We start from the raw sequence: 21,645 nt of genomic DNA, 5'->3' as shown, positions 1-21,645 counted from the left end.
CGTGAGTATGATGTCGAAATCCCAATCTGATGCGGTTTTAGCCCGGTTTTCATCCGCCACACGACGCTGGTTTTCTGCCACCTTTGCTGCACCCACGCCGGTGCAGCAGGCGGCATGGCAGGCGATAGCCAGCGGAGAGCATGCGCTGGTGATCGCCCCGACCGGTTCAGGGAAGACGCTGGCGGCCTTCCTCACCGCCATCGACACGCTGTTTCAGTTCCGAACCACCCAGCCCTCACCTGCACGTGAAACGACCACTCGCATTCTCTATATTTCACCGGTTAAAGCGCTGGCCGCGGACGTACAGCGCAACCTGAATCTGCCGCTGGCAGGCGTTTACGCTGAGCGGCAGGCGCTGAATGAGCCAGAGATCACTCTGAATATCGGAATGCGATCAGGCGATACGCCCGGTGCAGAGCGCGCCAGGCTGGTGCGCCGCCCGCCCGATATCCTGATCACCACACCCGAATCACTGTTTCTGATGCTGACCTCAAAAGCGCGAACGACGCTGCAGGGCGTGACCACGGTCATCGTCGATGAGGTGCATGCGGTGGCGGGATCGAAGCGGGGTTCCCAGCTGGCGCTGAGCCTGGAGAGGCTGGATGCGCTGCTGCCACAGCCCGCCCAGCGTATCGGGCTTTCCGCTACGGTACGGCCGGTTGAGCGGGTCGCCGCCTTCCTTGGCGGCTGTCAGCCCGTTCAGGTCGTTAATCCGGCCGCCGATCGGACGCTGCACCTGACCATCGAGGTTCCGGTCGAAGATATGACCGATATCGCCAGCCCCGATGACCTGACCGGGGAAGCCACCTCTGCCAGCGGTTCGATCTGGCCGCACATTGAAGCGCGCATTCTGCAGCAGGTCATGTCCCATCGCGCCACGCTGGTGTTTGTGAATTCGCGTGGCCTGGCGGAAAAGCTGACTGCGCGGCTCAATGCGCGTTATCTGGCGCAGCAGACAACCGCTGGCGATCGGGATGCAGAACCGGACGACAGTGACGATCTTATTGCCCGCTCGCACCACGGGTCCGTCTCGAAGGAGCAGCGAGGCGAGATTGAAGCCGCATTGAAGCTGGGCAGACTGCGCTGCGTAGTGGCGACTTCCAGTCTGGAACTTGGCATTGATATGGGACCGGTGGATCTGGTGATCCAGGTGGGCGCACCGCTTTCAGTCGCCAGTGCACTGCAGCGCGTGGGACGCGCCGGACATCAGGTTGGCGGCGTATCAACCGGCATCCTGTTTCCGCGCACCCGGCGCGATCTGCTGGATTCGGCCGTCATATTGCAGTCGATGCGTGCGGGCCAGCTCGATGCGCTGGCTCCGCCGCGTAACCCGCTCGATATTCTGGCGCAGCAAACCCTGGCGGCCGTCGCAATGGATCCCTTACAGGTCGATGATTGGTATGCGCAGGTCTGTCGGGCCGATCCGTTTCGCACTCTGTCGCGTCGGCTGTTTGATGCCACGCTCGATATGCTGGCGGGTAAGTTTCCCTCAGACGCTTTTGCTCAGCTACGGCCGCAGCTGGTGTGGGATCGTCAGAGCGGACTGCTGACGCCGCGACCCGGCGCTCAGCATCTGGCCGTGACCAGCGGCGGCACCATTCCCGATCGCGGCATGTTCAGCGTCATCCTGCCGGAAGGCGAAGAGCAGGCTGGCTCACGTCGTGTCGGCGAACTGGATGAAGAGATGGTCTATGAGTCGCGGGTCAATGACATTATTACCCTGGGCGCAACGTCGTGGCGGATTCAGCAGATTACCCACGACCAGGTACTGGTGGTGCCTGCGCCAGGCCGTCCGGCTCGTCTGCCTTTCTGGCGCGGAGAAGGTGTGGGCCGCTCGGCCGATTCGGGTGCCAGCCTCGGGCTGTTTCTGCGTCATCTGAGTGCGGCTTCACCGGCGGACGCGCAGGAGCAGTTGCGTGCGCTGGGGCTGGATGCCCGCGCAGTCACGAATCTGCTGGCTTTGCTGGCTGAACAACGCGCCGTCACCGGCGTACTGCCGGACGATCGCACATTGCTGATCGAACGCTGCCGTGACGAAATCGGCGACTGGCGGGTGATCCTGCATTCGCCCTGGGGAAAGCGGGTCAATGCGCCCTGGGCGCTGGCGATTGCCGCCCGAATCCAGCAACGCCTGGGCATTGATGCTTCTGTTGCGGCCAGCGATGACGGCATCGTGGCCCGCTTTCCCGCCAGTGAGGGAGTATTACCCGGCGCTGACCTGTTTATGTTCGACGCTGACCAGTTGACCCGGGAGGTCACTGAGAGTGTCGGTCAGTCGGCGCTGTTTGCCGCCCGCTTCCGTGAATGTGCCTCACGCGCTCTGCTGCTGCCGAGGCGAAATCCGGGCAAACGTTCGCCGCTCTGGCAGCAGCGGCTGCGCGCCGGTCAGTTGCTGGAAGTTGCACGACAGTATGACGATTTCCCAATCCTTATCGAAACCGCACGCGAATGTCTGCAGGATGTCTACGATCTGCCTGCCCTGCACCAGCTGATGGAACAGATGGCACAGGGAAAGGTAAAGCTGGTCGAGGTGACGACCGAACAGCCCTCCCCTTTTGCCGCGCCGCTGCTGTTTGGCTATGTTGCAGAGTTTATTTACGCCAGCGACGCCCCTCAGGCAGAACGGCGCGCCTCACTGCTGGCGCTCGACAGTAACCTGCTGGGTGAGCTGCTCGGCCAGACCAGCAAGCGTGATTTGCTGGCACCTGACGTCGTTGAGCAGGTTGAACAGGAACTGCAGCGCATTGATTCCCGCTATCAGGCACAACACGCCGAAGGCATTATCGATCTGCTGCGCGATCTTGGCCCGCTCCCGGTTGCCGGTATTGCGGCACGTTTCAGTGGCAACGCCCAGCAGATCGCGGAAGCCATAACGCAGTTCGCTGCCGCGCAGCGAATGATTACGGTCACCCTTGCCGGTGAAGAGCGCTGGGCGATCATTGAAGATGCAGCCCGCCTGCGCGATGCACTGGCCGTTGTACTGCCTGACGATCTACCCGAAACATTTCTGGAGCCGCAGGCCGATCCGCTACGCGATCTCATTAACCGCTACGCCCGAACCCATACCCTGTTCACTGCCCGACAGCTGGCCACGTATTTTGGTCTGGGTATCGCCATTGTGAATGAGGTGCTGCTTTCCCTGCATCAGCAGGGCAACCTGCTCAATATGGGTTCGCCAGAGGGCGCATCGGAAACGGAGTGGGTTTCCATTGAGATCTTCAAACGGTTACGCTTACGTTCACTGCAATCAGCACGTGAAGCAACCCGGCCTGTTCCACCTGCCGCCTGGATCAACCTGCTGCTGGAGCGTCACGGTGTGCTTAACACGCAGCGTGAAGAGCATCACGGGGTTAACGGGCTGTTACGTGTGATTGAGCAACTTGCGGGCGTGCCGCTACCGGCCTCGCTCTGGGAGTCACAAATCCTGCGCGCCAGGATAGCCGACTATCAGCCCGAGATGCTCGATGAACTGTTAGCCAGTGGCGAGGTTATCTGGTGCGGACACAAAGCGCTGGGTCAGAATGATGGGTTGATCTCGCTGCACCTCACGGAATATGCCGCTGAAACACTGCCGATGATTGACACTACGCAGCCTCTGACGCCGATTCAGCAGGCGACTCTCGACGCATTGAGCCGGGGTGGCTCGTGGTTTGTTCATGAGATCATGGCACAGATGGACGAGGCAGAGACGCAAACCACCGACATTTATGCTGCCCTGTGGCAACTGGTGTGGCAGGGCTATGTCACTGCCGATAGCTGGATTGCGGTGCGTGGGCTGCTGACCACGCCAGGCGCGACCCGTTCACGTCCCGCGCGTTCCCTGCGCACCCGTTTTGGTCAGCGCTTCACCCCGGGCGCACTTTCTGCACGCCGACCGGCGGTCAACACGCTGGCTGGTCGCTGGTCGCGGGTTAACCGACAGGAGGTTGCTCCTGCCCGGCTGGCCCTGTCGCTGGTGGAAAATCTTCTCGACCGTTATGGGGTGATCAGCCGGGGTAGCGCGATATCGGAGCAGATCCCGGGAGGATTCCCGGCGTTACAGCCGGTATTACGCAGCATGGAAGATGCCGGACGATTGCTGCGTGGCCGGTTTGTCGCTGGTGCGGGCGGCGCGCAATTTGCCGACCATAACACCATTGAGCGGCTGCGGGAGCTGGCAGAAAAGCCGCTGACCGCGACAGAGGCGGTGGCGCTGGCCGCACCGGACCCGGCGAATCCGTTTGGCGCGTTACTGAGCTGGCCGCTCCACGCCAGCGGCATCCGCCCGACCCGCCGTCAGGGGGGACGCGTGGTGATTGCAGGCGGCGCGCTGGTGCTTTATCTGACGCCGGGAGGCAAAGAGTTGCTGACATTCATCGACGATCCCGCGCTGCATCAGATCGCGGTGGCGGCGCTGGGCCTGGCACTGAAGCGTGAAAAGCCCGCGAGTTTCACGCTGGAGAAGGTAGATGGTGAACCGGTTTCGCAGTCACCGCTGCTTAACGCGTTGCGACATGCCGGATTTTCACGGGTACCACAGGGGTTTAGCTGGTATAGCTGATTTGTTTTCGCGCCCGTTTTTTTCGCGGACAAAGTCGATAAATGCCTGAAGCGGAGCGGGGATCAGGCGGCGATCGTTGTAGTAGAGCCACGGACCGGAGAAAGTCAGCCACCAGGGTTGCAGCAGCGGTTCCAGCCTGCCGCTGTCAAGGGCTGGCCTGAGCCACTCGTCAAACAGATATATCACGCCGCTTCCGGCGATGGCCGCCTCCACCGCCAGATCCATTGCGCCACCGACCGAAACCACCAGCGGCCCGCTGGTTTCAACGCTGATCTCTTCGCCCTCGTGGCTGAAGGTCCAGTCAGCCATGATGCCGCTGGCATAACGGCCACGCAGACAGCGATGATGGATCAGGTCGCGCGGATGTTCCGGTCGGCCATGTTCTGCCAGATAAGCCGGAGAAGCCGCCAGCGCGAACTGTTGCTGTCTGGGGCCAATGGGCATCGCCACAATATCCTGCTCCAGCCGCTCATCATAACGAATCCCGGCGTCACAACCGTCTCGAAAGACATCCTGCACGCTGCTCTCCGCCACAATTTCCAGCCGGATGTCGGGATAACGCTGCAAAAATTCCGGCACCAGCGCGGGCAGCACCAGCCGGGTTGCACTGACCGGCACATTCAGCCGCAGCGTGCCACCAGGGGTGTTACGGTAGCGATTAACCGCATCCAGCGCGGCGTTAACTTCATTGATCGCGGGCAGCAGACGTTCCATCAGCGCCCTGCCCGCTTCGGTTAATACCACGGTGCGGGTGGTACGGTGAAACAGACGAATGCCCAGCTGTTGTTCCGCCCGTCGTACCGCATCGCTCAGGCGTGACGCATTGCTGCCGGTGACGCGTGCCGCTTCCCGAAATCCTCCCGCTTTTGCCACCGCCACGACGGCATCCAGCAGCGCCATATCGATCGCCATTGTGCATCACCCCGTACAGTCTGTCCTGATTTCACCGGATAGTTGCACAGCTGAATCACCGTTACAATTGATCTACATTCACGCAGGAGGTTTTCATGTCAAACACCACCATGACTTTTACGTTAGGCGATCGTGAAGTTAACCGTATTGGCTACGGCGCAATGCAACTGGCCGGGCCGGGCGTGTTCGGCCCGGTAAAAGATGAAGCCCGGGCAATCCAGGTTTTGCGCGACGCTGTCGCGGCAGGCGTTAATCATATCGACACCAGCGATTTTTACGGTCCGCACGAAACCAACCAGCTGATTAAAAAGGCGCTACATCCCTACCCGCAGGATCTCTGCATCGTCACCAAAGTGGGTGCCCGCCGCGACGCCAAAGGCGGCTGGCTGGCGGCGATGGAGCCAGAGGCGCTGACGCAGGCAGTTGAAGATAACCTGCGCAACCTGGGGCTGGATGTGATTGAAGTGGTGAACCTGCGCAGTATGTTGCATCCGGCCAGGCCCAAAGAAGGCTCTCTGAAGCCACAACTGGAGGCGCTGATGGCGTTACAGGCACGCGGACTGATTCGCAATATTGGCCTGAGTAACGTTACCGCCACGCAGATCGCAGAAGCTCAGGCGATGACGCCGATTGTCTGCGTGCAGAATATGTATAACCTGGCGCATCGACAGGATGATGAGCTGGTGGATCAGCTGGCGCAGCAGGGAATTGCGTATGTGCCGTTCTTCCCGCTGGGCGGCTTTTCTCCGTTGCAGTCGGATCAGCTTAATGAAGTGGCTGCATCCCTGAATGCCACGCCGATGCAGTTCGCACTTGCGTGGCTGCTGCGGCGATCGCCAAATATTCTGCTGATTCCAGGCACCTCTTCCCCGGAACATCTTAAAGAGAATCTTGCCAGCGGCAGCCTGGAACTGTCGGATGATGTGATGGAAAAGCTGAACGCTATTTAACATCAGGCCCGCACGATGCGGGCCTGATGCTGTACTGATTCAGAAACTGCTGAGGCAGGCCGCAAGTTGCGGCTTGTCGCTACAACTGATGTGATGATCGATTCGGTTAATCATATAAGGATAAAACGGGTTAGAGGTGGCGCGCATAATTGAGTCCAGCCCGACAATCAGTACTGCACTCTCGCCGCGCAGTGACAACGTCCCAAAACTGATACCAAACTCATTCTTCTGCGCGGGCGCACTGCCATATAACCCATCCTCGGCCGGGAACGGAATCGCAACGTGCGACAGCGAGTAGAGACCCGCAGGATAGGCAATTGCCAGCGGCTGAATCCGTTCCTGCATCTCTCCCGCGGGAACGCTTTTTGTCACCATCTCCAGTGAGGTGGCGGAGGCATTAGTGATCACCGTGGATGAGTAATTCCGACGCGCTGCAGGCAACAGCTGATTAACCGCGGTATATGAGGAGTGGCGGAATAACGGACTGACGCTGACCGCCTGATTGATATCGAACAGCACCAGTTCGCTGCCGTTCACTGGCAGATAATTATAGAGCGAGCGGATGACCGAAGGCGTACTGACGGTGGAGTCCATCACCGACTGAAAGGTTAGCACGGGCGGGAAACCGGAGAGCTGCTGATTACGCGCATATTGCAGGATCTCTTTCTGCAGCGCCTGCGTCAGCAAATAGGTCTGCCGGGCAGCGTGAACCGGAAAAGAGTTGTATTTAAACGGATTAAACTCCGGCACGATATTCAGCCAGGCCGTTTTCGAAAAGGCAGGGAAAACAGAGGGCAACCCGGCAACACCTGCGAACCGGGCAAAACGAGTCACACCGATCATCGGCGATAACAGAATCAATTGCTGCGGACGACGCAGCGTGTGATCGCCCAGGCTGTCGAGCGCATATTTTACCGCCAGCGCCCCGCCGTTCGAGAAACCCACCAGATGCAGCGGCGTCTGCGTGCCCGCCAGCCGGGTCGCTTCCCGCACCGCCAGGCGTGTGGCGGCCATCCAGTCCTGCCAGTCAACATCGGTCAGACCCGCAGGCACCGTACCGTGACCCGGTAACCGTATCGCCACCGCCACATAACCCTGCTGACGGTAAGCCTCTGCCACATGCCGCAGACTGTAAGGACTGTCGGTCAGTCCATGTAACAGCACTACCGCACCGCGCGGCCTGCCCGTCGGTTGCAGAATATAGGAACGGTTCCAGTCCTGCGCGAAATGCCCCGGATAGATCATGCTGCCAGCATAGTATCGGTTGAGTGGCGTTTTTTCTTCCGCATCCAGTCGGTCACTGACCTGTTGCTTCATCTCGTCGAACAGATGATTTTCGGCCTTGAGGTAGTCAGCATAGGTCGCATTATCAAGCTGTTCCACTGTCAGTTCATGCGGGACCCAGGTGTGCCAGCGATGTAACTCCGGCCCGCGCTCCGCTTCATAGATTCGAATAATCAGTAGCAGCAGTAACAATACTCCAGACACAATCGCAAGACGCCAGAGCCTGCGGGTGACGGTTTTCCACCTACGGGTCATAAATCCTTTCCTGAAAAATTAAAATGCATAGCGAAACCACGCGAACAGCACGTTGCCATTATTGTACGTGCCCGGAATATAGGTGAACTGTACATTCAGCGCCTTATAACCGGCAGAGAACAGCGGCAGAATAATCGGTAGCGGAATATAGTTACCAAAATCTTCGCGTGCGGTGATACCGGCGGTTAATCCCGCGCCAAGACGAAAGTCCTGATTCGAACCTGGATACCAGCCCTTCTCCCAGCCATAACCGACAATCGGCTGCCACTCATTGTGTGAGTCTTTGAAAGCCATTGCATAAAGCGCGCTCCAGTTGCCGCTGTCGCTGTAGCGGGAAATGCCCAGACCGCCTCCCCAGGGATTCTCGTTATAGTTATCGGTTTTTTCTTTGTCGTACATAAAGCGGGCGTGCCAGCTGATAAATGGCAGGTAGAGATCGGTATGCTGAGGCGCGTTCCAGGTCTGCGCAACATCGTCAGTGAATCCATTCCACCAGGAGGAGATTGGTGTGTTTTCAGCATGCAATGGCGCAGCAGTCAGCAATGCGGCAAAAACTGCCGTGGTGGTTGAAATTTTCATAGTGCGTACCGGTCAGCGTGCGGAGCAGATGAAAAATGAGTATAGCGCAGAGCCTGAGGCAATCTTTGTCAGCGGTCATGCTTCGCTTAACCGGTAGTTTCTGAAGACAATAACGACAGCTTATTCAGTCAGGGTCTGGCGATTTCAGCCTGAAATCGCCAGACCTGTTTGAAAATTAATCGAGGAAAAGAGGAAAAATGGCTGATTACAGTGAATGTTGTCTGCTGGGATTTAGTGAGGATAAGGACCGGGAAAATGCGGTGCAACGGTATGTAAGTAAGAAGATAACAAGATAAGGCGATAAGGAGGTAAAACCGGATTCAGCCGGTGGGCTGAATCCGGTGGGAGACTCACGAGGCTTGAGCCTCTTTTGGCTTTTCACCAAACTTCTCTTTCATGTGTGACTCAATCTCTTCCAGGCTTTTGCCCCGCGTCTCTGGCACCATCGCCATCACGAAGAACAGTGACCCGACGTTAATCGCGGCAAAGATGAAGAAGGTGGTGCTACCAGCATATTCCATTATCGGTGGAAAACCGAAGGCGACTATCGCGTTAAAGATCCACTGTAGTGAGACAGCGCCGCCGGTTAATACGCCACGCAGCTGCATCGGGAACAGCTCCGACATCATCAGCCAGTAGACCGGCGAGATGCACATCTGCATGCAGAACAGGAACAGCAGAATACAGGCCAGGGCGAGGTAGCTCTGCATCAGGCTGGGAGCGATAAAGGTCATCACGCTGCCCAGCATAATCTGCGAAGCGACCACCAGACACAGGCCGGTAATCAGCATCGTCCGGCGCGGGAAGCGACTGACCGCCCAGATACCTACAATCGCCGCCACCACTGAGACCACGCCGTTACCGATGGTCGCGGCAATCGAGGCGCTGGTGCCAAGTCCGGTCTGTTTAAGGATGATCGGGGTGTAATACATAAAACCATTTACCCCGGTGAACTGGGCGACAAAGCCCAGACCGACGCCGATAACCATCAGGCGAATCACCCACTTTTCACGGATCAGGGTTTTCGCATCCGGCCCACGTTCCGCCGCCCTCGCCTGCTTCTTCATCTGCGCCATCTCATGGCGCACTTCACGCGGCGTTTCACGCAGATATTTCAGGATCTTTTTAGCCTCTTTCAGACGCCCTTCCGCGACCAGCCAGTGTGGTGAGGCGGGAACGAAGAACGTGCCGATAAACAGCAAAAGACCCGGCACCATGGCAATTGCCAGCATGTAGCGCCACAGGTGCTCATCATGCAGCAGATAGCTCAGCAGCGTACTGGCAACATAAGCAATGAGCTGTCCGGTAACGATCATCAGCTCATTGCGGCTGACCAGCGGCGCACGCAGGCGCGGTCCGGCAATTTCGGCGATAAACACCGGCACGGTAGAGGAACCGCCACCGACAGCAATCCCCAGCAGGAAGCGCATTGCCACCATGACATTGACAGAAGGCGCCAGCGCTGTTCCCAGTGAACCCAGCACAAAAATAACCGCCAGGCTGCGTAGTGTAATACGCCGGCCAAACCGGTCAGAGAAGAAACCACTCAGGAAAGAGCCTATCGCGGCACCGAACACCAGCGAAGAGGCTACCAGCCCTTCAGTGAATGAATTCAGTCCAAGTCCACCCTGATCGGGTGATGAGGTCATGTAGGGTAACGCACCCGAGATTATCCCGGTGTCATAACCAAAAGCCAGCGCGCCCATAGTGGCAACCAGTACCACTAAAAAAATGCGCTGGCGTACCGTATCCGCAGGCGCGTGATCGCCCGCTTCACCAGAGTCTGGTGTATTCGTACTCATAATATCCCTGCCATTAATTAGTTAAACATCCGTTTGATTAAATTTCATACGGAATAGAAATGGAACATATTTACCGAGTGGGTAAAGAAGTGTAGACGGTATTTAAAAGTTAGCTTTAGCAATGCGATTTTATAACAGGGATAGTTAACCGGATAAATAAACCAGCGCAATAATGACGTCGTGAAAGTTATTTTAACATTAGGTTAACACTTTCAGTTCCTGCTGGATCCAGCTCAGGAAATGCGCGACGCGGGGAAACTGGGCAAATCCACGCGGGAAGACCAGATGATGGGCGCTGACGGGCAGACTCTCCTGTTCGGACAAGACTCTGACCAGTTTTCCACTGCGCAGATAATCCTCCGCCAGCAATTCACTTTCAAATATAAGACCGTGGCCTAACATCGCCGCCTCAAGACTCATATAAGAGCGATCAAAGCGAAATAACCACTCTTTATCTGGCTGAGGTAATTGCTGAGAAGCAAACCACTGCGGCCACTGAATAAGCGGCGACTCCGATAATATCAGCGCATGATGAATTAAATCAGCGGCCTGATTAACAGGATGTTTTTTCAGATACTCAGGCGAGGCCAGCACCGACATTCTTTCGTGGCGGATCGTTTTAATCTCGAATGAGTTCCAGTCCGGGAATCCATGGCGTATCGCAATATCAATATTGTCGCGGCTGAAAGATAAATTCTCGTAAGAGCAGGAGAGCGTGAGCTGGAACTCGGGATAGCTGTCGCGAAATTTATGGATGCGCGGCAACAGCCACAGCAGACCGAAACTGGGCGCGCAGTGGATCCTGAGGTTGCTGCGGGCTTTCTCGTTACTGATGCGTGCAGTCGCCTGCGTCAGACTCAGCAGTATCGGACCAATCTCCCTGAGGTAATGCTCACCCGACAGCGTCAGCACTACGCCCTTTGCCGAACGATTAAACAGAATACAGCCCAGTTCACGCTCCAGTTTTGCCAGCTGATGACTGGCCGCCGAAGGCGTAATACTTAATTCCTCGGCCGCACGCGCGACATTACCAAAATGGGCCACCTGCTCAAAAACCCGCAGTGATTTAATCGAAGGTAAGTGATCAGACTGCTTTTCCATCCGCCTCTCCACACTGGAATTTTGTGATGTGTGCCCATTTTTAAATCGCAGAATTGTTAACTGCATCAAACCAACAAATTCATTCAGCATCAAATGAATTTTTTTGCATTGCCAATATTAGCCGCTTTATCAATTCTGATCGTGACCCTGCCGGTAGCGATACCGAACCACTAATAATTATTTTTCTGGAGTAGACAATGTTACTCGAAAATAAAGTTGCGATTATTACAGGTGCCGCCTCTCAGCGCGGCATTGGCCGGGCCACAGCCGCCTGTTTTGCTCAGCATGGCGCGCGCGTAATAGTGCTCGATTTAGATCTGCAGGCCGCCCAGGCCAGCGCACTGTCTTGTGGTGACGGGCATCTCGGCCTGGCCACCGATGTAACCGATCCCCTCTCTGTTCGTCGTGCCATCGACCAGGTTCTTGAGCACTTCGGCCGTATTGATGTGCTGGTCAACAATGCAGGTATTACTCAGCCGGTTAAAACACTGGAAATCGGCATCGAGGATTACAACCGTATTCTTGATGTCAATCTGCGCGGCACGCTGCTGATGTCTCAGGCGGTGATCCCCACCATGCAGCAGCAGAAAGGCGGCAGCATCATCTGCCTGTCCTCGGTCTCAGCACAGCGCGGCGGCGGGATTTTCGGCGGCCCGCACTACAGTGCCGCTAAAGCGGGCGTTCTGGGCCTGACTAAAGCGATGGCGCGCGAATTTGGCCCTGACCAGATACGCATTAATGCCCTGACGCCCGGTCTGATCCAGACGGACATCACTGGTGGCCTGTTACAGGATGAACGCCGCCACGCCATTCTCGACGGAATTCCGCTCGGCCGCCTTGGGTCCGCCAGTGACGTCGCCAACGCTGCGCTGTTTCTCGCCAGCGATCTCTCCGGTTATCTCACCGGCATCACGCTGGATGTGAACGGCGGCATGCTGATCCATTAAATAGCGCCCTTCCCTGCCCGCACGCCTGGCGGGGTAACCTCGGGAGTGAACACCATGACCACGCTTAATCTGAGCGCAGCCTCTGCTGCGCGCGATATCACCTATCGCAAAATTGCCTGGCGCCTGATGCCCTGGCTGATGCTCTGTTATCTCTGCGCCTATCTTGATCGCGTCAATGTGGGCTTCGCTAAATTACAGATGATGGATGATTTGTCTCTCAGCGAAACCGTGTATGGACTGGGTGCCGGGATCTTTTTTATCGGCTACTTCTTCTTTGAGGTGCCGAGTAACCTGATCCTGCACCGTGTCGGCGCACGCCGCTGGATTGCCCGCATTATGATCACATGGGGAATCATCTCAGCCCTGTTCGCCTTTGTAGAAACCGCATGGCAGTTCTACCTGCTGCGCTTTCTGCTCGGCGTCGCCGAGGCCGGTCTTGCGCCAGGTTTACTGCTCTACCTGACCTACTGGTTTCCATCACACCGTCGCGCACGTATGACCGTGCTCTGGTTTGTCGCCATTCCACTCTCAGGGATGATTGGCGGCCCGCTCTCAGGCTGGATTATGGCGACCTTTGCAGGCTTTCACGGATGGGCAGGCTGGCAGTGGATGTTTATGCTGGAAGCTATCCCCACCCTTGTTATGGGATTAGTGGTACTGCTGGTTCTGAAGGATCGTGTTGAACAGGCAGATTGGCTGGACGAAGATGAGAAACGCCGGGTGCGTGCCGATCTGGATGAGGATAATCAGCAGAAAGCCTGTCATGGCACGGTAAAAGCCTTTGTCGCCGACCGTCGTCTGTGGCTGCTGGCGCTGATCTACTTCTGTGTGGTGATGGGTCAGTACGCCCTGACGTTCTGGTTACCGACGCTGGTGAGAAACTCAGGCGTCAGTGAACCGCTGCATATTGGGCTGCTGACCAGTCTGCCTTACCTCTGCGCCATTATCTTTATGCTGCTGGCCGGGCGCAGTGGCGATCGCTATCGTGAACGCCGCTGGCATCTGATTGTTCCAATGCTGATCGGACTCACCGGACTGACGCTGGCAACTCTGCTGAGCCATAGCGTTTCCCTGTCACTGCTCTCCCTTTGTATTGCCGCTGCGGGCATTCTTTCCGCCTCATCGCTGTTCTGGATGTTGCCGACCAATCTGTTAGGTGGCGTCTCTGCCGCCGCAGGCATCGCCGCCGTGAACTGCATTGCTAATCTGGCCGGTTTTTTCTCACCGTGGCTGATAGGCACCATCACCACCGCAACCGGTACGCCCGCTTCCGGAATGTACTTTATTGCTGCCGTCCTGCTGGGTGGCGCGCTATGCGTGCTGCGCATCCGGGCAGCGGACGTTAATCGTTAATCAGGAGGTAATATGACTGACTCTCGTCACGCTTCACACGTGCTCTCATTGCAGCAACGAGCCACCAATATTCGCCGCCATGCCTTATTAATGGGGCAGATTCAGGGTCAGGGATATATCGGTCAGGCGCTGGGTGCCGCCGATTTGCTTGCTGTCAGCTATTTCCACGCCATGAATTACCGGCCGGATCAACCTGAGTGGGAAGAGCGCGATCGCTTCTATCTGTCGATTGGCCATTACGCTATCGCCCTTTACGCCGCCTTGCTGGAAGCAGGCGTGATACCTGAAGAAGAAAGGGAAACTTATGGGACTGATGAGAGCCGCTTGCCGATGTCCGGCATGGCTGCCTATACCCCAGGCATGGAAATTACCGGCGGTTCACTGGGTCATGGATTAGGTATTGCCGTGGGTGCCTGTCTGGGGCTGAAACAGAAAGGCTCGCAGGCACGAGTCTATAACCTGCTTTCAGATGGTGAACTGAATGAAGGCTCTACCTGGGAAGCGGCAATGTCCGCCTCACACTGGCAACTTGATAACCTGATCGCCCTTATCGACGTCAACAATCAGCAGGCTGACGGCCATAGCAGTGAGATTCTCGCTTTTGAACCCATTGTGGATCGCTGGCAGGCTTTTGGCTGGTACACCCAGCGGGTTGATGGCAACGATATCTCTGCTTTGCAGGCCGCCTTTGATGCGGCTCGCAGCTGGCCCGAACCCCAGCCGCGCGTCATCATTTGCGATACCCGAATGGGCAAAGGGGTGCCGTTTCTGGAAAGTCGTGAGAAAACCCACTTTATTCGGGTCGATGCCGATGAGTGGGACAAAGCCCTGACAGCACTTGAGCAAGGAGTCTGAGATGAGTTCACAACCGCAAAAAAAACGTCTGACCACATCCGCCATGATCGCCTCGATCGCCGCTGAAGGCCAGCCCACGGTTTCAGCTCCTTTTGGACATGCCCTGGTCTCTCTGGCAGAGCAGCGCTCAGATGTGGTCGGTCTGACGGCTGATTTAAGTAAATACACCGATCTGCACCTGTTCGCAGAGGCTTTTCCGAAACGCTTTTATCAGATGGGCATGGCGGAACAGTTACTGATGAGCGCCGCAGCAGGTATGGCGCGTGAAGGCTTTATGCCTTTTGTCACCACTTATGCCGTCTTTGCTTCCCGCCGCGCTTATGATTTTATCTGCATGGCCATCGCCGAAGAGAATCTGAACGTTAAAATCGCCTGCGCACTGCCGGGCCTGACCACCGGTTATGGACCGAGTCATCAGGCGACTGATGACCTGGCAATCTTCCGTGGCATGCCGAACCTGACTATCATCGATCCCTGCGATGCACTGGAGATTAGCCAGGTGATACCGGCTATCGCTGAACATCAGGGTCCGGTCTATTTGCGCCTGCTGCGCGGTAAGGTTCCGCTGGTGCTGGATAAATATGACTATCGCTATCAGCACGGTAAGGCTCAGCGCCTGCGCGGCGGTAAGCATGCCGTTATTATCAGCAGCGGATTGATGACCATGCGGGCGCTTGAGGCCGCTGAAGCGCTGGAGAAGCAGGGGATTGAGGTCGGTGTGGTTCACTCACCCATGATTAAGCCTCTGGATGAAGAGACCATCCTGCGTGAGGCGGGAGTAGCACTGCATCATAACCAGCTGGTTATCACCGCTGAAAATCATTCGATAACCGGTGGCTTAGGCGAAGCTATTGCCGGCCTGTTAATGCGAAACCATGTGACACCGCGCTTTAAACAGATTGCGCTGCCGGATGCTTTCCTTGCAGCAGGCGCACTACCGACGCTGCATGACCGTTATGGCATCTCAACGGATGCCATGGTTAAGCAAATCACCGCCTGGCTTGAAGCCTGATTCATATCAAAACCGGGCCTGGCCCGGTTTTCTTCTGCATAGGTTCGCTGCTGCCGTGGAAGATCATCATTGCATTACGTCACTTCACATCGGTCTGATTACTGATTGCAGTGGTCAGCACTCTCTGCGCATCAGCAACTACGCTGTATGCTGATAACAGCCACTTATAACCCGGTTCAATGCCATACAGACGTTATTTCTCGCAATTCACTGTAAACAGCAGTGCAGTGAGCCATCGCCTTTTATCAGGTAGGCCGATAGGGGCTCTTCGTCCGTAAGCTGCCGATTTCATCTGCTTTACCCAATACAGTGAATCTGATGCCATGCAACTACCTTTCCGTCATGAGCAGACTGTGACAATCTTTTCGCGCTGATCAGGTTTTAATGGAGTTCCCTGCCAAAGCTGCATCTTGTATCGCACCTCTTCAAAAAAAATTTTATCGCGCAGAAAAAGTTATCCACTTTTTCTGTGGATAAGTGAGGGATAGTTTCTGAGTATCTTTTTTCACTCTCTGTTCAGGACTTTACTGCTCTCAAGATACGCCTCTTTTCTGATCTTATCCGTTCGCCCTCAGGCCTGAAACGTGGGAGCGTTTAACTGCAGGCATGGCGATTTCAGGCTGAAATTCTTGCATCTTTTATATTAAAAACAAACAGTTAATCACGAAATATCGCTGGCTAGCTAATGTTTGGAGAAAGGCCAGGCAGAGGGTTTAGCGGAGTGTGTGAAGCCGGTACGCTGTTACTGAGGTTCAGTGGGGGTTGATTGGTCACTAATGAACCAGCCCCGGAAAATCATTACTTGCAATATTCTGACCGTCGGATGCGCGCTAACGGCGATGAGATTCATCAACGATAGCATCAGACGAAAAACGTTATCTCTGTTTATAGTGACCTGTGCGGTTTGGAAGGGGCCTAGGTATCTGGCGAAAGAGTTCAGCGAAGTGGCGATTTCATGCAGTTTTTCAGCAAGAGATAATAAATAAATTTATTATATTTCAATATCTTAAGCAGGAATTCACACTTAAAAATCTGGCGATTTCAGCCTGAAATTTGGGTGTCCGCCATCTCTTTTAACGACGACTCGCTACAAAAATCGAAAAAAAAGCCAGCGTTTATCGCTGGCTGATTTGAGTGCATATACGTTAACGGTTGAGATATTTTTTCAGGGTCTCCGCAACAACTTTATCCAGCTCTTCCTGCAACTCTTTCGACTGCCGGTTAAATTCATAACTGAACATCCGTCCGCGTACCTTTTTTCGGGCGAACCGATCTTTATCAGCAAAAGACCAGAGCGCAGTCGCCTGGGTTTTATCTTTCTCCGGTTCTTTGATCAGAGTCTGGCTGCCCTGTCGAATCAGACGCAGAATATGATTTTTAAGCTCGTCCTCGGCCAGACCTTCACGGGCACAGACCACATCAATTTCCCTGGAAATGGATTTGATCAGAGCTTCAACGCTTTGCCCCGACTCACTCAACTTGTCCGCTGCCTGTAACAACGCTTTATAGTCGGGATAGGTCAGCTCAGCGTGATTAGGAAAAAGTGAAATCAAATCTGATGGAACGCTGGCGGCCTGCAGGGCACGCGTCACTTTCGCCTGGGACAAACCCTGATTTTCAGCAATCTCCTTCTGCGACAAACCGCCATCTTTAAGTGTTAACAGACGCATACCCACTTCGCGCAGATTGTGTTCCCGTGCCGTCTGAATATCCTGCGCCAGTCGGCGGGCTTCATCAGCGGTGATGGCCGCGTCAGTGATCAGCACGTCCAGGCCGGTTTTGCAGTAGAGTGCGGCTGCACGACGACGTGAGCCATCCAGGATTTCGATGCGGTCATCGCGCATCACGCCAATAGCGGGAAAGAACTGCTGCAGCTTAATGGTCCGGATAATGTCGCGCAGCGAATCAGGTGTCAGGCCTGCCTGATCGCGACCGTTGGTTTCCATTGTGACGAACGTTTTGCTTTCAACGTCGCTGGCGGCAATGCGTTCAAAGCGAAACAGGGCGCGCTTGCCCGTTGCCAGAACGAATGTCTGGTTGTGCTGGCTGTCTGGCGTGTCATTTTCCAGTGGAGTCTGGCTGAAGGTTCTGCCAATCGTAATTCTTTTTGCGCTCATACAAACCTCAGTTCAGGCGAATAAATTCGATACGGTCGAAGACGGCTTTAGCAAAGTCTTCTGCGGCGGATCGTGCATTCTTCAACGCTTCGCTGCTGCCGACGTAGGTCGAAGGATTGGCGGAGATAACCGTATCAAAGGATTCGCCACAACGTTCGAAACCATCAAGGCGGGGAAGGGCAGCATCAAGCATGTCGCCACCAAAAATCTCTTTTGCCAGGCTATGACAGAGTTTGTGGTCTGCTTTATTGGAGAGCTTCGACATGAAGCCAATATTACCCTGCAGCCGACAGGTCGCGCCGGAGTCTTCGATAATCGCAATCAGTTCCGGAAGACGAGTCAGGTATTTCAGTGTCGAGTGAAAGTCTACCTGAGCCGGTGGCACCGGAGTCATCAGAAGATCTGACGCTGCAATCGCATTCTTCAGGAAGGCATCAAGATGCGGGCCGCTGTCGATAAAGATAAAGTCATAATCTTTTTTCAGTTTGGCAATAACGTTGTCATACAACACGGCGTGAACGTTCTGTTGCGGAAGATGCTCAGCACAAAGCTGATCCCAGCTTGAGGCGATAAAGGCGTCATCAATCGATGCTGGCAGCACATCCACACCCGGAATGATCGACGGAACGATAAACTCGTTGACCAGCTCATCTCGTGAGACATTCTGCAGCATTGCCTGCGCCGCAGTCGCTTCCACCAGCCCGACGGAGCGCTCGTGGTTCAGAAACATGGTTGCTGAGGACTGCGGATCAAGGTCGATAACCAGGATGCGCAAATCTTCAAAAAGCAGATGGGGATGTGCGCGCAACGCATGTGCCAGCGAGACGGTTGAAACCGTTTTGGAGACACCGCCCTTCAGATTACCGACAAACAGGGTGTAAGCGTCACTATGGCGATCGCGATACTTCGGCACGCCACGATGATGATAGATATCGATAATATTCTGAATCGACATAGCATATTTAACGGAAGAACCGGCCGCACGTTTATCAAATTGATAACCGCTTTCTTCCATCTCATTGACTGCGTAATCCACACTGGCTCGGGTCAGTTTGGGCAACTTTGCCAGCGCCGCTTTGGCATAGACCTGATAGTAGGTATTTTCATGCAGTTCCTGCTTTTGCGCCTGAATTTGCTCGGTGAGGCTTAGCAGCATGCGTTCTGAACGCTGCGCAACCTTCATCACCTGCTTGTCATCATTAGCCATAGTTGCTCCAAACATGTAGGATTTATGACTTTATACAGAAATCCTGCACGTGAGGCAATAAATTATCTTCTCAACATAATCTCCGTTTTTATGTAACCACACGGGTTTTGGTGAGCTTCATCACATTATTTCGTCTGGCCGAATATATTTTGCAGGTTAATTGCGGTCAGCATTCACTGTAATCAGCAGAACATTCACTGTAGTGAGCAAACAGGTTTAAAAAATCATCAGACAAACCGGGTACATTGAGCGGGAAAGGGGGAGAACACAGAAGACGAACCTTGAGATCAAACGTTCACTGTAGTCAGTAAAGCTTGTGTCTCTTTCGGTGACGTTATGGAGCAGGCGAAAGCGCGATGGATACATTGATAAATGGATTTCAGGCAGTGACTGCAGGTTGCTGTGCTGATCTTTGCCACTGCATCACTGCAACATTCACTATAGTCAGTAGCGTTTTACGTGTTCAGCTCTGTGAAGAGCAACGTTCACTGTAATCAGTAAACTTGCCGATCAGGAGCCAGAAGAGGGAGCAGGGCAGAGTAAACGTTCACTGTAGTCAGTAAGGATGGGTTGAAAAATCCTCAGCGGATGATAAAAGCATCGGAATCTGGAGAGGGAATATACACCGGCAACGTCACAACCAACTCTGGTCTGCGATACAGAAGCGTAAAGCCCATAAACGTTCACTGTAATCAGTAAATCCAGAAAGCAGTAAACATTCACTATAGTCAGTAACATCACAAACAGAAGAGGCATTAGAAGGAGAACAACCGCGCAAACATTCACTGTAGTCAGTAGTCAGCAGTAAGTAGACAGAAGCGATTCTGTTCTGAATCAGGGCGTGCCGACGGGGTCGTAATATGAGTCAGTAGATAGCAGTAAGTAGACAGAGGCGATTCTGTTCTGCATCAGAGTGTGCCGACGTTGTTCCGAGTCATGAAGTGACCAGACCTTGCGAGCAACGGCTTCTTCTGTCGCCCTTCAGCCAGTCATGCACCAGCCCCGTATCGTTTACATCAGCAATGCCGTCAGCAGGTTCACTTTAACGTTCACTGTAATCAGTAGAATGCACGATGCCTTCAGGTACACCGCAGCAAACATTCACTGTAATCAGCAGAACGTTCACTGTAATCAGTACAAGATTAGCATCCCGCCATGGCAGTTATGACTCGCCTCAGACCGGGCATCTGGCAATAACATTCACTGTAATCAGTAGCGATTCGGAAAGCCGTTAAAGAGATTCAATGGTGAGGCGACGGTAGCGCCCATCAGCAAACATTCACTGTAATCAGTAACAGTGTCACGCTGTTCTCTCTGGTTACGTGTGTCATTCAGGTCATACGTATCATGTGAATCACGCTGAGCAGACCCCTCATGGTAAACCGCATCCAACCCTGATTTGCTGGCCAGCCAGTAATGCTCTTTGAGAACAGGGCAGAGCAAAGGCATTCACTGTAGTCAGTAAAAAGGATTCACTGTAATCAGCAGAGAGAGGCTTAGCCAACCGAAGTCAGGGCATTCACTGTAATCAGTAAACACGGTATTAGTGAGTGCTAACCAATATGAGAGTAAGTACTAACTTACTTATAAGACCTTGTTATCAGGCGCATTGAAGGGGGGTAGGGTCTGAACACACATTTGCACGGCGGCCCGGTTACTGATTACAGTGAACGTTACTGATCACAGTGAATCCCCGGAGAGTACTGATTACAGTGAATGAAGAGTGGATGGCGCAATGTCACCGGTAACGCAGAAAGTGACACTGCCACGCAGGAATACTGATTACAGTGAACATGAGGAGTTAATCATCAAACTCGATCTCATCCAGCGAATCGATGCTCTCCAGATTACTGATGCCATCAAGCTTAGGCGTACGGCTGTGGATAATAAAAAAGACTGAGCGGCCACGCTTCACTTCTGAGTAATCCAGATAACCGATCTCTTTCAGCTGCTCCATCGCGCGCCGCACGACATGGTTCTGCGTGGTGGTCTTAGAGCCGAGGTTCAGGCGCATACGCAGGCGTGCAAGCGAGATAGGCGCTGGATTGGTTGGCAGGCTTTCCAGGAAGGTGTAAAGCGCCTGCGCAGACTCTTTACGCTTCAGACGGGATATTGCACGGAGCTGAAGCAGGACCTTGTGGTCGAAGTTATAGAGTTCGAACAGCTTGGGGTCGGCCTGGATGCGCACAATATCTTTTTCGCGATCGTAATAAGCAGACTGAACAAGGTGGGTATGATAGGCCTTGCCGTTACCTTCAAAAGAGAGCGTATTGGTCGCGATGCGGCGCAGAGAGGCATCAAGACGCTTGCGCAGGGCAGCTGAAGAGTTGGCAGAGGGAATGCCACACATCTTCACAAAATCGATAAACGGTAGCGTGACGGTATCGCCTTTGGTCGGATAGCGGGAAAACGATTGAATAATACCCGCCCAGGTTTTGAAATCGTTATCCATATCCAGCCGCGCGCCGGTAATGGTAATCTTTTCGTAGCCTTCCGCTTTCACCAGCGTCAGATTCTTCAGCTCTTTCGTCGCATCCGTTGATGCCATCGCACCGGATTTACCGCGTGCAGTAGATTTCAGCGTCGGCACGAACAGCCCAAGACGCATTAAAGCGACAGGCTGAACGGTATTATTCTTGTTGGGATGAAGCTGAATAACTTCACCGCTGTTTTTTGTCACTGACAGAAAAGGTTCAAGTAACGCTTTGTTTTCGTTGTCTTTATCTGCCAT

The 21,645-nt window shown here is 54.5% G+C and carries 14 protein-coding genes; 6 read left to right on the top strand and 8 right to left on the bottom strand.

Annotated elements, in window-relative coordinates:
- The first annotated feature begins 10 nt into the window (after positions 1 to 10).
- Positions 11 to 4,540 (top strand): ATP-dependent helicase, encoded by a 4,530-nt coding sequence (locus ACX8ZY_RS19550; protein WP_421665523.1) that lies wholly within the window; start codon positions 11 to 13, stop codon positions 4,538 to 4,540.
- Here ACX8ZY_RS19550 and ACX8ZY_RS19545 read toward each other — a convergent pair.
- Complete coding sequence (locus ACX8ZY_RS19545) at positions 4,505 to 5,452, bottom strand: LysR family transcriptional regulator (protein ID WP_421665453.1); 948 nt, start codon at positions 5,450 to 5,452, stop codon at positions 4,505 to 4,507. The two genes, ACX8ZY_RS19550 and ACX8ZY_RS19545, sit on opposite strands and share 36 nt — an antisense overlap.
- A gap of 95 nt (positions 5,453 to 5,547) precedes the next feature.
- On the opposite strand from ACX8ZY_RS19545, the gene ACX8ZY_RS19540 reads away from it, so the two are divergent.
- A complete protein-coding gene (locus tag ACX8ZY_RS19540; RefSeq protein ID WP_421665452.1) occupies positions 5,548 to 6,402 on the top strand; it encodes an aldo/keto reductase family oxidoreductase in 855 nt (284 codons plus the stop codon).
- Between the two features lie 39 nt (positions 6,403 to 6,441).
- Here ACX8ZY_RS19540 and ACX8ZY_RS19535 read toward each other — a convergent pair whose 3' ends face one another.
- The 4 genes from ACX8ZY_RS19535 to ACX8ZY_RS19520 all read right to left on the bottom strand — a co-directional run bounded on the left by ACX8ZY_RS19535 (position 6,442) and on the right by ACX8ZY_RS19520 (position 11,423).
- Positions 6,442 to 7,941 (bottom strand): alpha/beta fold hydrolase, encoded by a 1,500-nt coding sequence (locus ACX8ZY_RS19535; protein ID WP_033787208.1) that lies wholly within the window; start codon positions 7,939 to 7,941, stop codon positions 6,442 to 6,444.
- Positions 7,942 to 7,959: 18 nt separating this feature from the next.
- Complete coding sequence (pagP, locus tag ACX8ZY_RS19530) at positions 7,960 to 8,520, bottom strand: lipid IV(A) palmitoyltransferase PagP (RefSeq protein ID WP_010246837.1); 561 nt, start codon at positions 8,518 to 8,520, stop codon at positions 7,960 to 7,962.
- A 350-nt stretch (positions 8,521 to 8,870) separates the two neighbouring features.
- Positions 8,871 to 10,322: a sugar porter family MFS transporter gene (locus ACX8ZY_RS19525; protein ID WP_421665451.1), complete on the bottom strand. Its 1,452-nt coding sequence runs from the start codon at positions 10,320 to 10,322 to the stop codon at positions 8,871 to 8,873.
- 198 nt (positions 10,323 to 10,520) lie between these two features.
- Positions 10,521 to 11,423 (bottom strand): LysR substrate-binding domain-containing protein, encoded by a 903-nt coding sequence (locus tag ACX8ZY_RS19520; protein ID WP_010246833.1) that lies wholly within the window; start codon positions 11,421 to 11,423, stop codon positions 10,521 to 10,523.
- A gap of 197 nt (positions 11,424 to 11,620) precedes the next feature.
- On the opposite strand from ACX8ZY_RS19520, the gene ACX8ZY_RS19515 reads away from it, so the two are divergent.
- From ACX8ZY_RS19515 to ACX8ZY_RS19500, 4 genes are read left to right on the top strand one after another with little or no spacing between them, the layout of a single operon-like run.
- Positions 11,621 to 12,370: an SDR family NAD(P)-dependent oxidoreductase gene (locus ACX8ZY_RS19515; RefSeq protein WP_421665450.1), complete on the top strand. Its 750-nt coding sequence runs from the start codon at positions 11,621 to 11,623 to the stop codon at positions 12,368 to 12,370.
- A gap of 54 nt (positions 12,371 to 12,424) precedes the next feature.
- A complete protein-coding gene (locus ACX8ZY_RS19510; RefSeq protein WP_010246829.1) occupies positions 12,425 to 13,723 on the top strand; it encodes an MFS transporter in 1,299 nt (432 codons plus the stop codon).
- A gap of 12 nt (positions 13,724 to 13,735) precedes the next feature.
- On the top strand, positions 13,736 to 14,578 hold the full coding sequence (locus tag ACX8ZY_RS19505; protein ID WP_033779973.1) for a transketolase: 843 nt from the start codon (positions 13,736 to 13,738) through the stop codon (positions 14,576 to 14,578).
- A 1-nt stretch (position 14,579) separates the two neighbouring features.
- Positions 14,580 to 15,590 (top strand): transketolase family protein, encoded by a 1,011-nt coding sequence (locus ACX8ZY_RS19500; protein ID WP_022624574.1) that lies wholly within the window; start codon positions 14,580 to 14,582, stop codon positions 15,588 to 15,590.
- A 1,145-nt stretch (positions 15,591 to 16,735) separates the two neighbouring features.
- Here the strand turns inward: ACX8ZY_RS19500 and ACX8ZY_RS19495 are convergent.
- From ACX8ZY_RS19495 to ACX8ZY_RS19485, 3 genes are all read right to left on the bottom strand, one after another.
- Positions 16,736 to 17,707 (bottom strand): ParB family protein, encoded by a 972-nt coding sequence (locus ACX8ZY_RS19495; RefSeq protein ID WP_421665449.1) that lies wholly within the window; start codon positions 17,705 to 17,707, stop codon positions 16,736 to 16,738.
- A 7-nt stretch (positions 17,708 to 17,714) separates the two neighbouring features.
- Positions 17,715 to 18,914, bottom strand: coding sequence for an AAA family ATPase (locus ACX8ZY_RS19490; protein ID WP_010246822.1), 1,200 nt, complete (start codon positions 18,912 to 18,914; stop codon positions 17,715 to 17,717).
- Positions 18,915 to 20,715: 1,801 nt separating this feature from the next.
- Positions 20,716 to 21,645 carry a RepB family plasmid replication initiator protein gene (locus ACX8ZY_RS19485; RefSeq protein WP_010246820.1) on the bottom strand — a complete coding sequence of 310 codons (930 nt, stop codon included), beginning with the start codon at positions 21,643 to 21,645 and terminating at the stop codon, positions 20,716 to 20,718.

Source organism: Pantoea sp. XAF26B01_ASV70 (genome assembly GCF_054512635.1).
Note: the sequence above shows the minus strand (reverse complement) of the source record. Positions and strands in the feature narration are given on the sequence as shown.

Coding starts and splice junctions, on each gene's coding strand:
- pagP (WP_010246837.1), bottom strand. CDS start 8,520: ATGAAAATTTCAACCACCACGGCAGTTTTTGCCGCATTGCTGACTGCT.
- ACX8ZY_RS19485 (WP_010246820.1), bottom strand. CDS start 21,645: ATGGCAGATAAAGACAACGAAAACAAAGCGTTACTTGAACCTTTTCTG.
- ACX8ZY_RS19525 (WP_421665451.1), bottom strand. CDS start 10,322: ATGAGTACGAATACACCAGACTCTGGTGAAGCGGGCGATCACGCGCCT.
- ACX8ZY_RS19545 (WP_421665453.1), bottom strand. CDS start 5,452: ATGGCGATCGATATGGCGCTGCTGGATGCCGTCGTGGCGGTGGCAAAA.
- ACX8ZY_RS19540 (WP_421665452.1), top strand. CDS start 5,548: ATGTCAAACACCACCATGACTTTTACGTTAGGCGATCGTGAAGTTAAC.
- ACX8ZY_RS19495 (WP_421665449.1), bottom strand. CDS start 17,707: ATGAGCGCAAAAAGAATTACGATTGGCAGAACCTTCAGCCAGACTCCA.
- ACX8ZY_RS19505 (WP_033779973.1), top strand. CDS start 13,736: ATGACTGACTCTCGTCACGCTTCACACGTGCTCTCATTGCAGCAACGA.
- ACX8ZY_RS19490 (WP_010246822.1), bottom strand. CDS start 18,914: ATGGCTAATGATGACAAGCAGGTGATGAAGGTTGCGCAGCGTTCAGAA.
- ACX8ZY_RS19550 (WP_421665523.1), top strand. CDS start 11: ATGTCGAAATCCCAATCTGATGCGGTTTTAGCCCGGTTTTCATCCGCC.
- ACX8ZY_RS19500 (WP_022624574.1), top strand. CDS start 14,580: ATGAGTTCACAACCGCAAAAAAAACGTCTGACCACATCCGCCATGATC.
- ACX8ZY_RS19515 (WP_421665450.1), top strand. CDS start 11,621: ATGTTACTCGAAAATAAAGTTGCGATTATTACAGGTGCCGCCTCTCAG.
- ACX8ZY_RS19535 (WP_033787208.1), bottom strand. CDS start 7,941: ATGACCCGTAGGTGGAAAACCGTCACCCGCAGGCTCTGGCGTCTTGCG.
- ACX8ZY_RS19510 (WP_010246829.1), top strand. CDS start 12,425: ATGACCACGCTTAATCTGAGCGCAGCCTCTGCTGCGCGCGATATCACC.
- ACX8ZY_RS19520 (WP_010246833.1), bottom strand. CDS start 11,423: ATGGAAAAGCAGTCTGATCACTTACCTTCGATTAAATCACTGCGGGTT.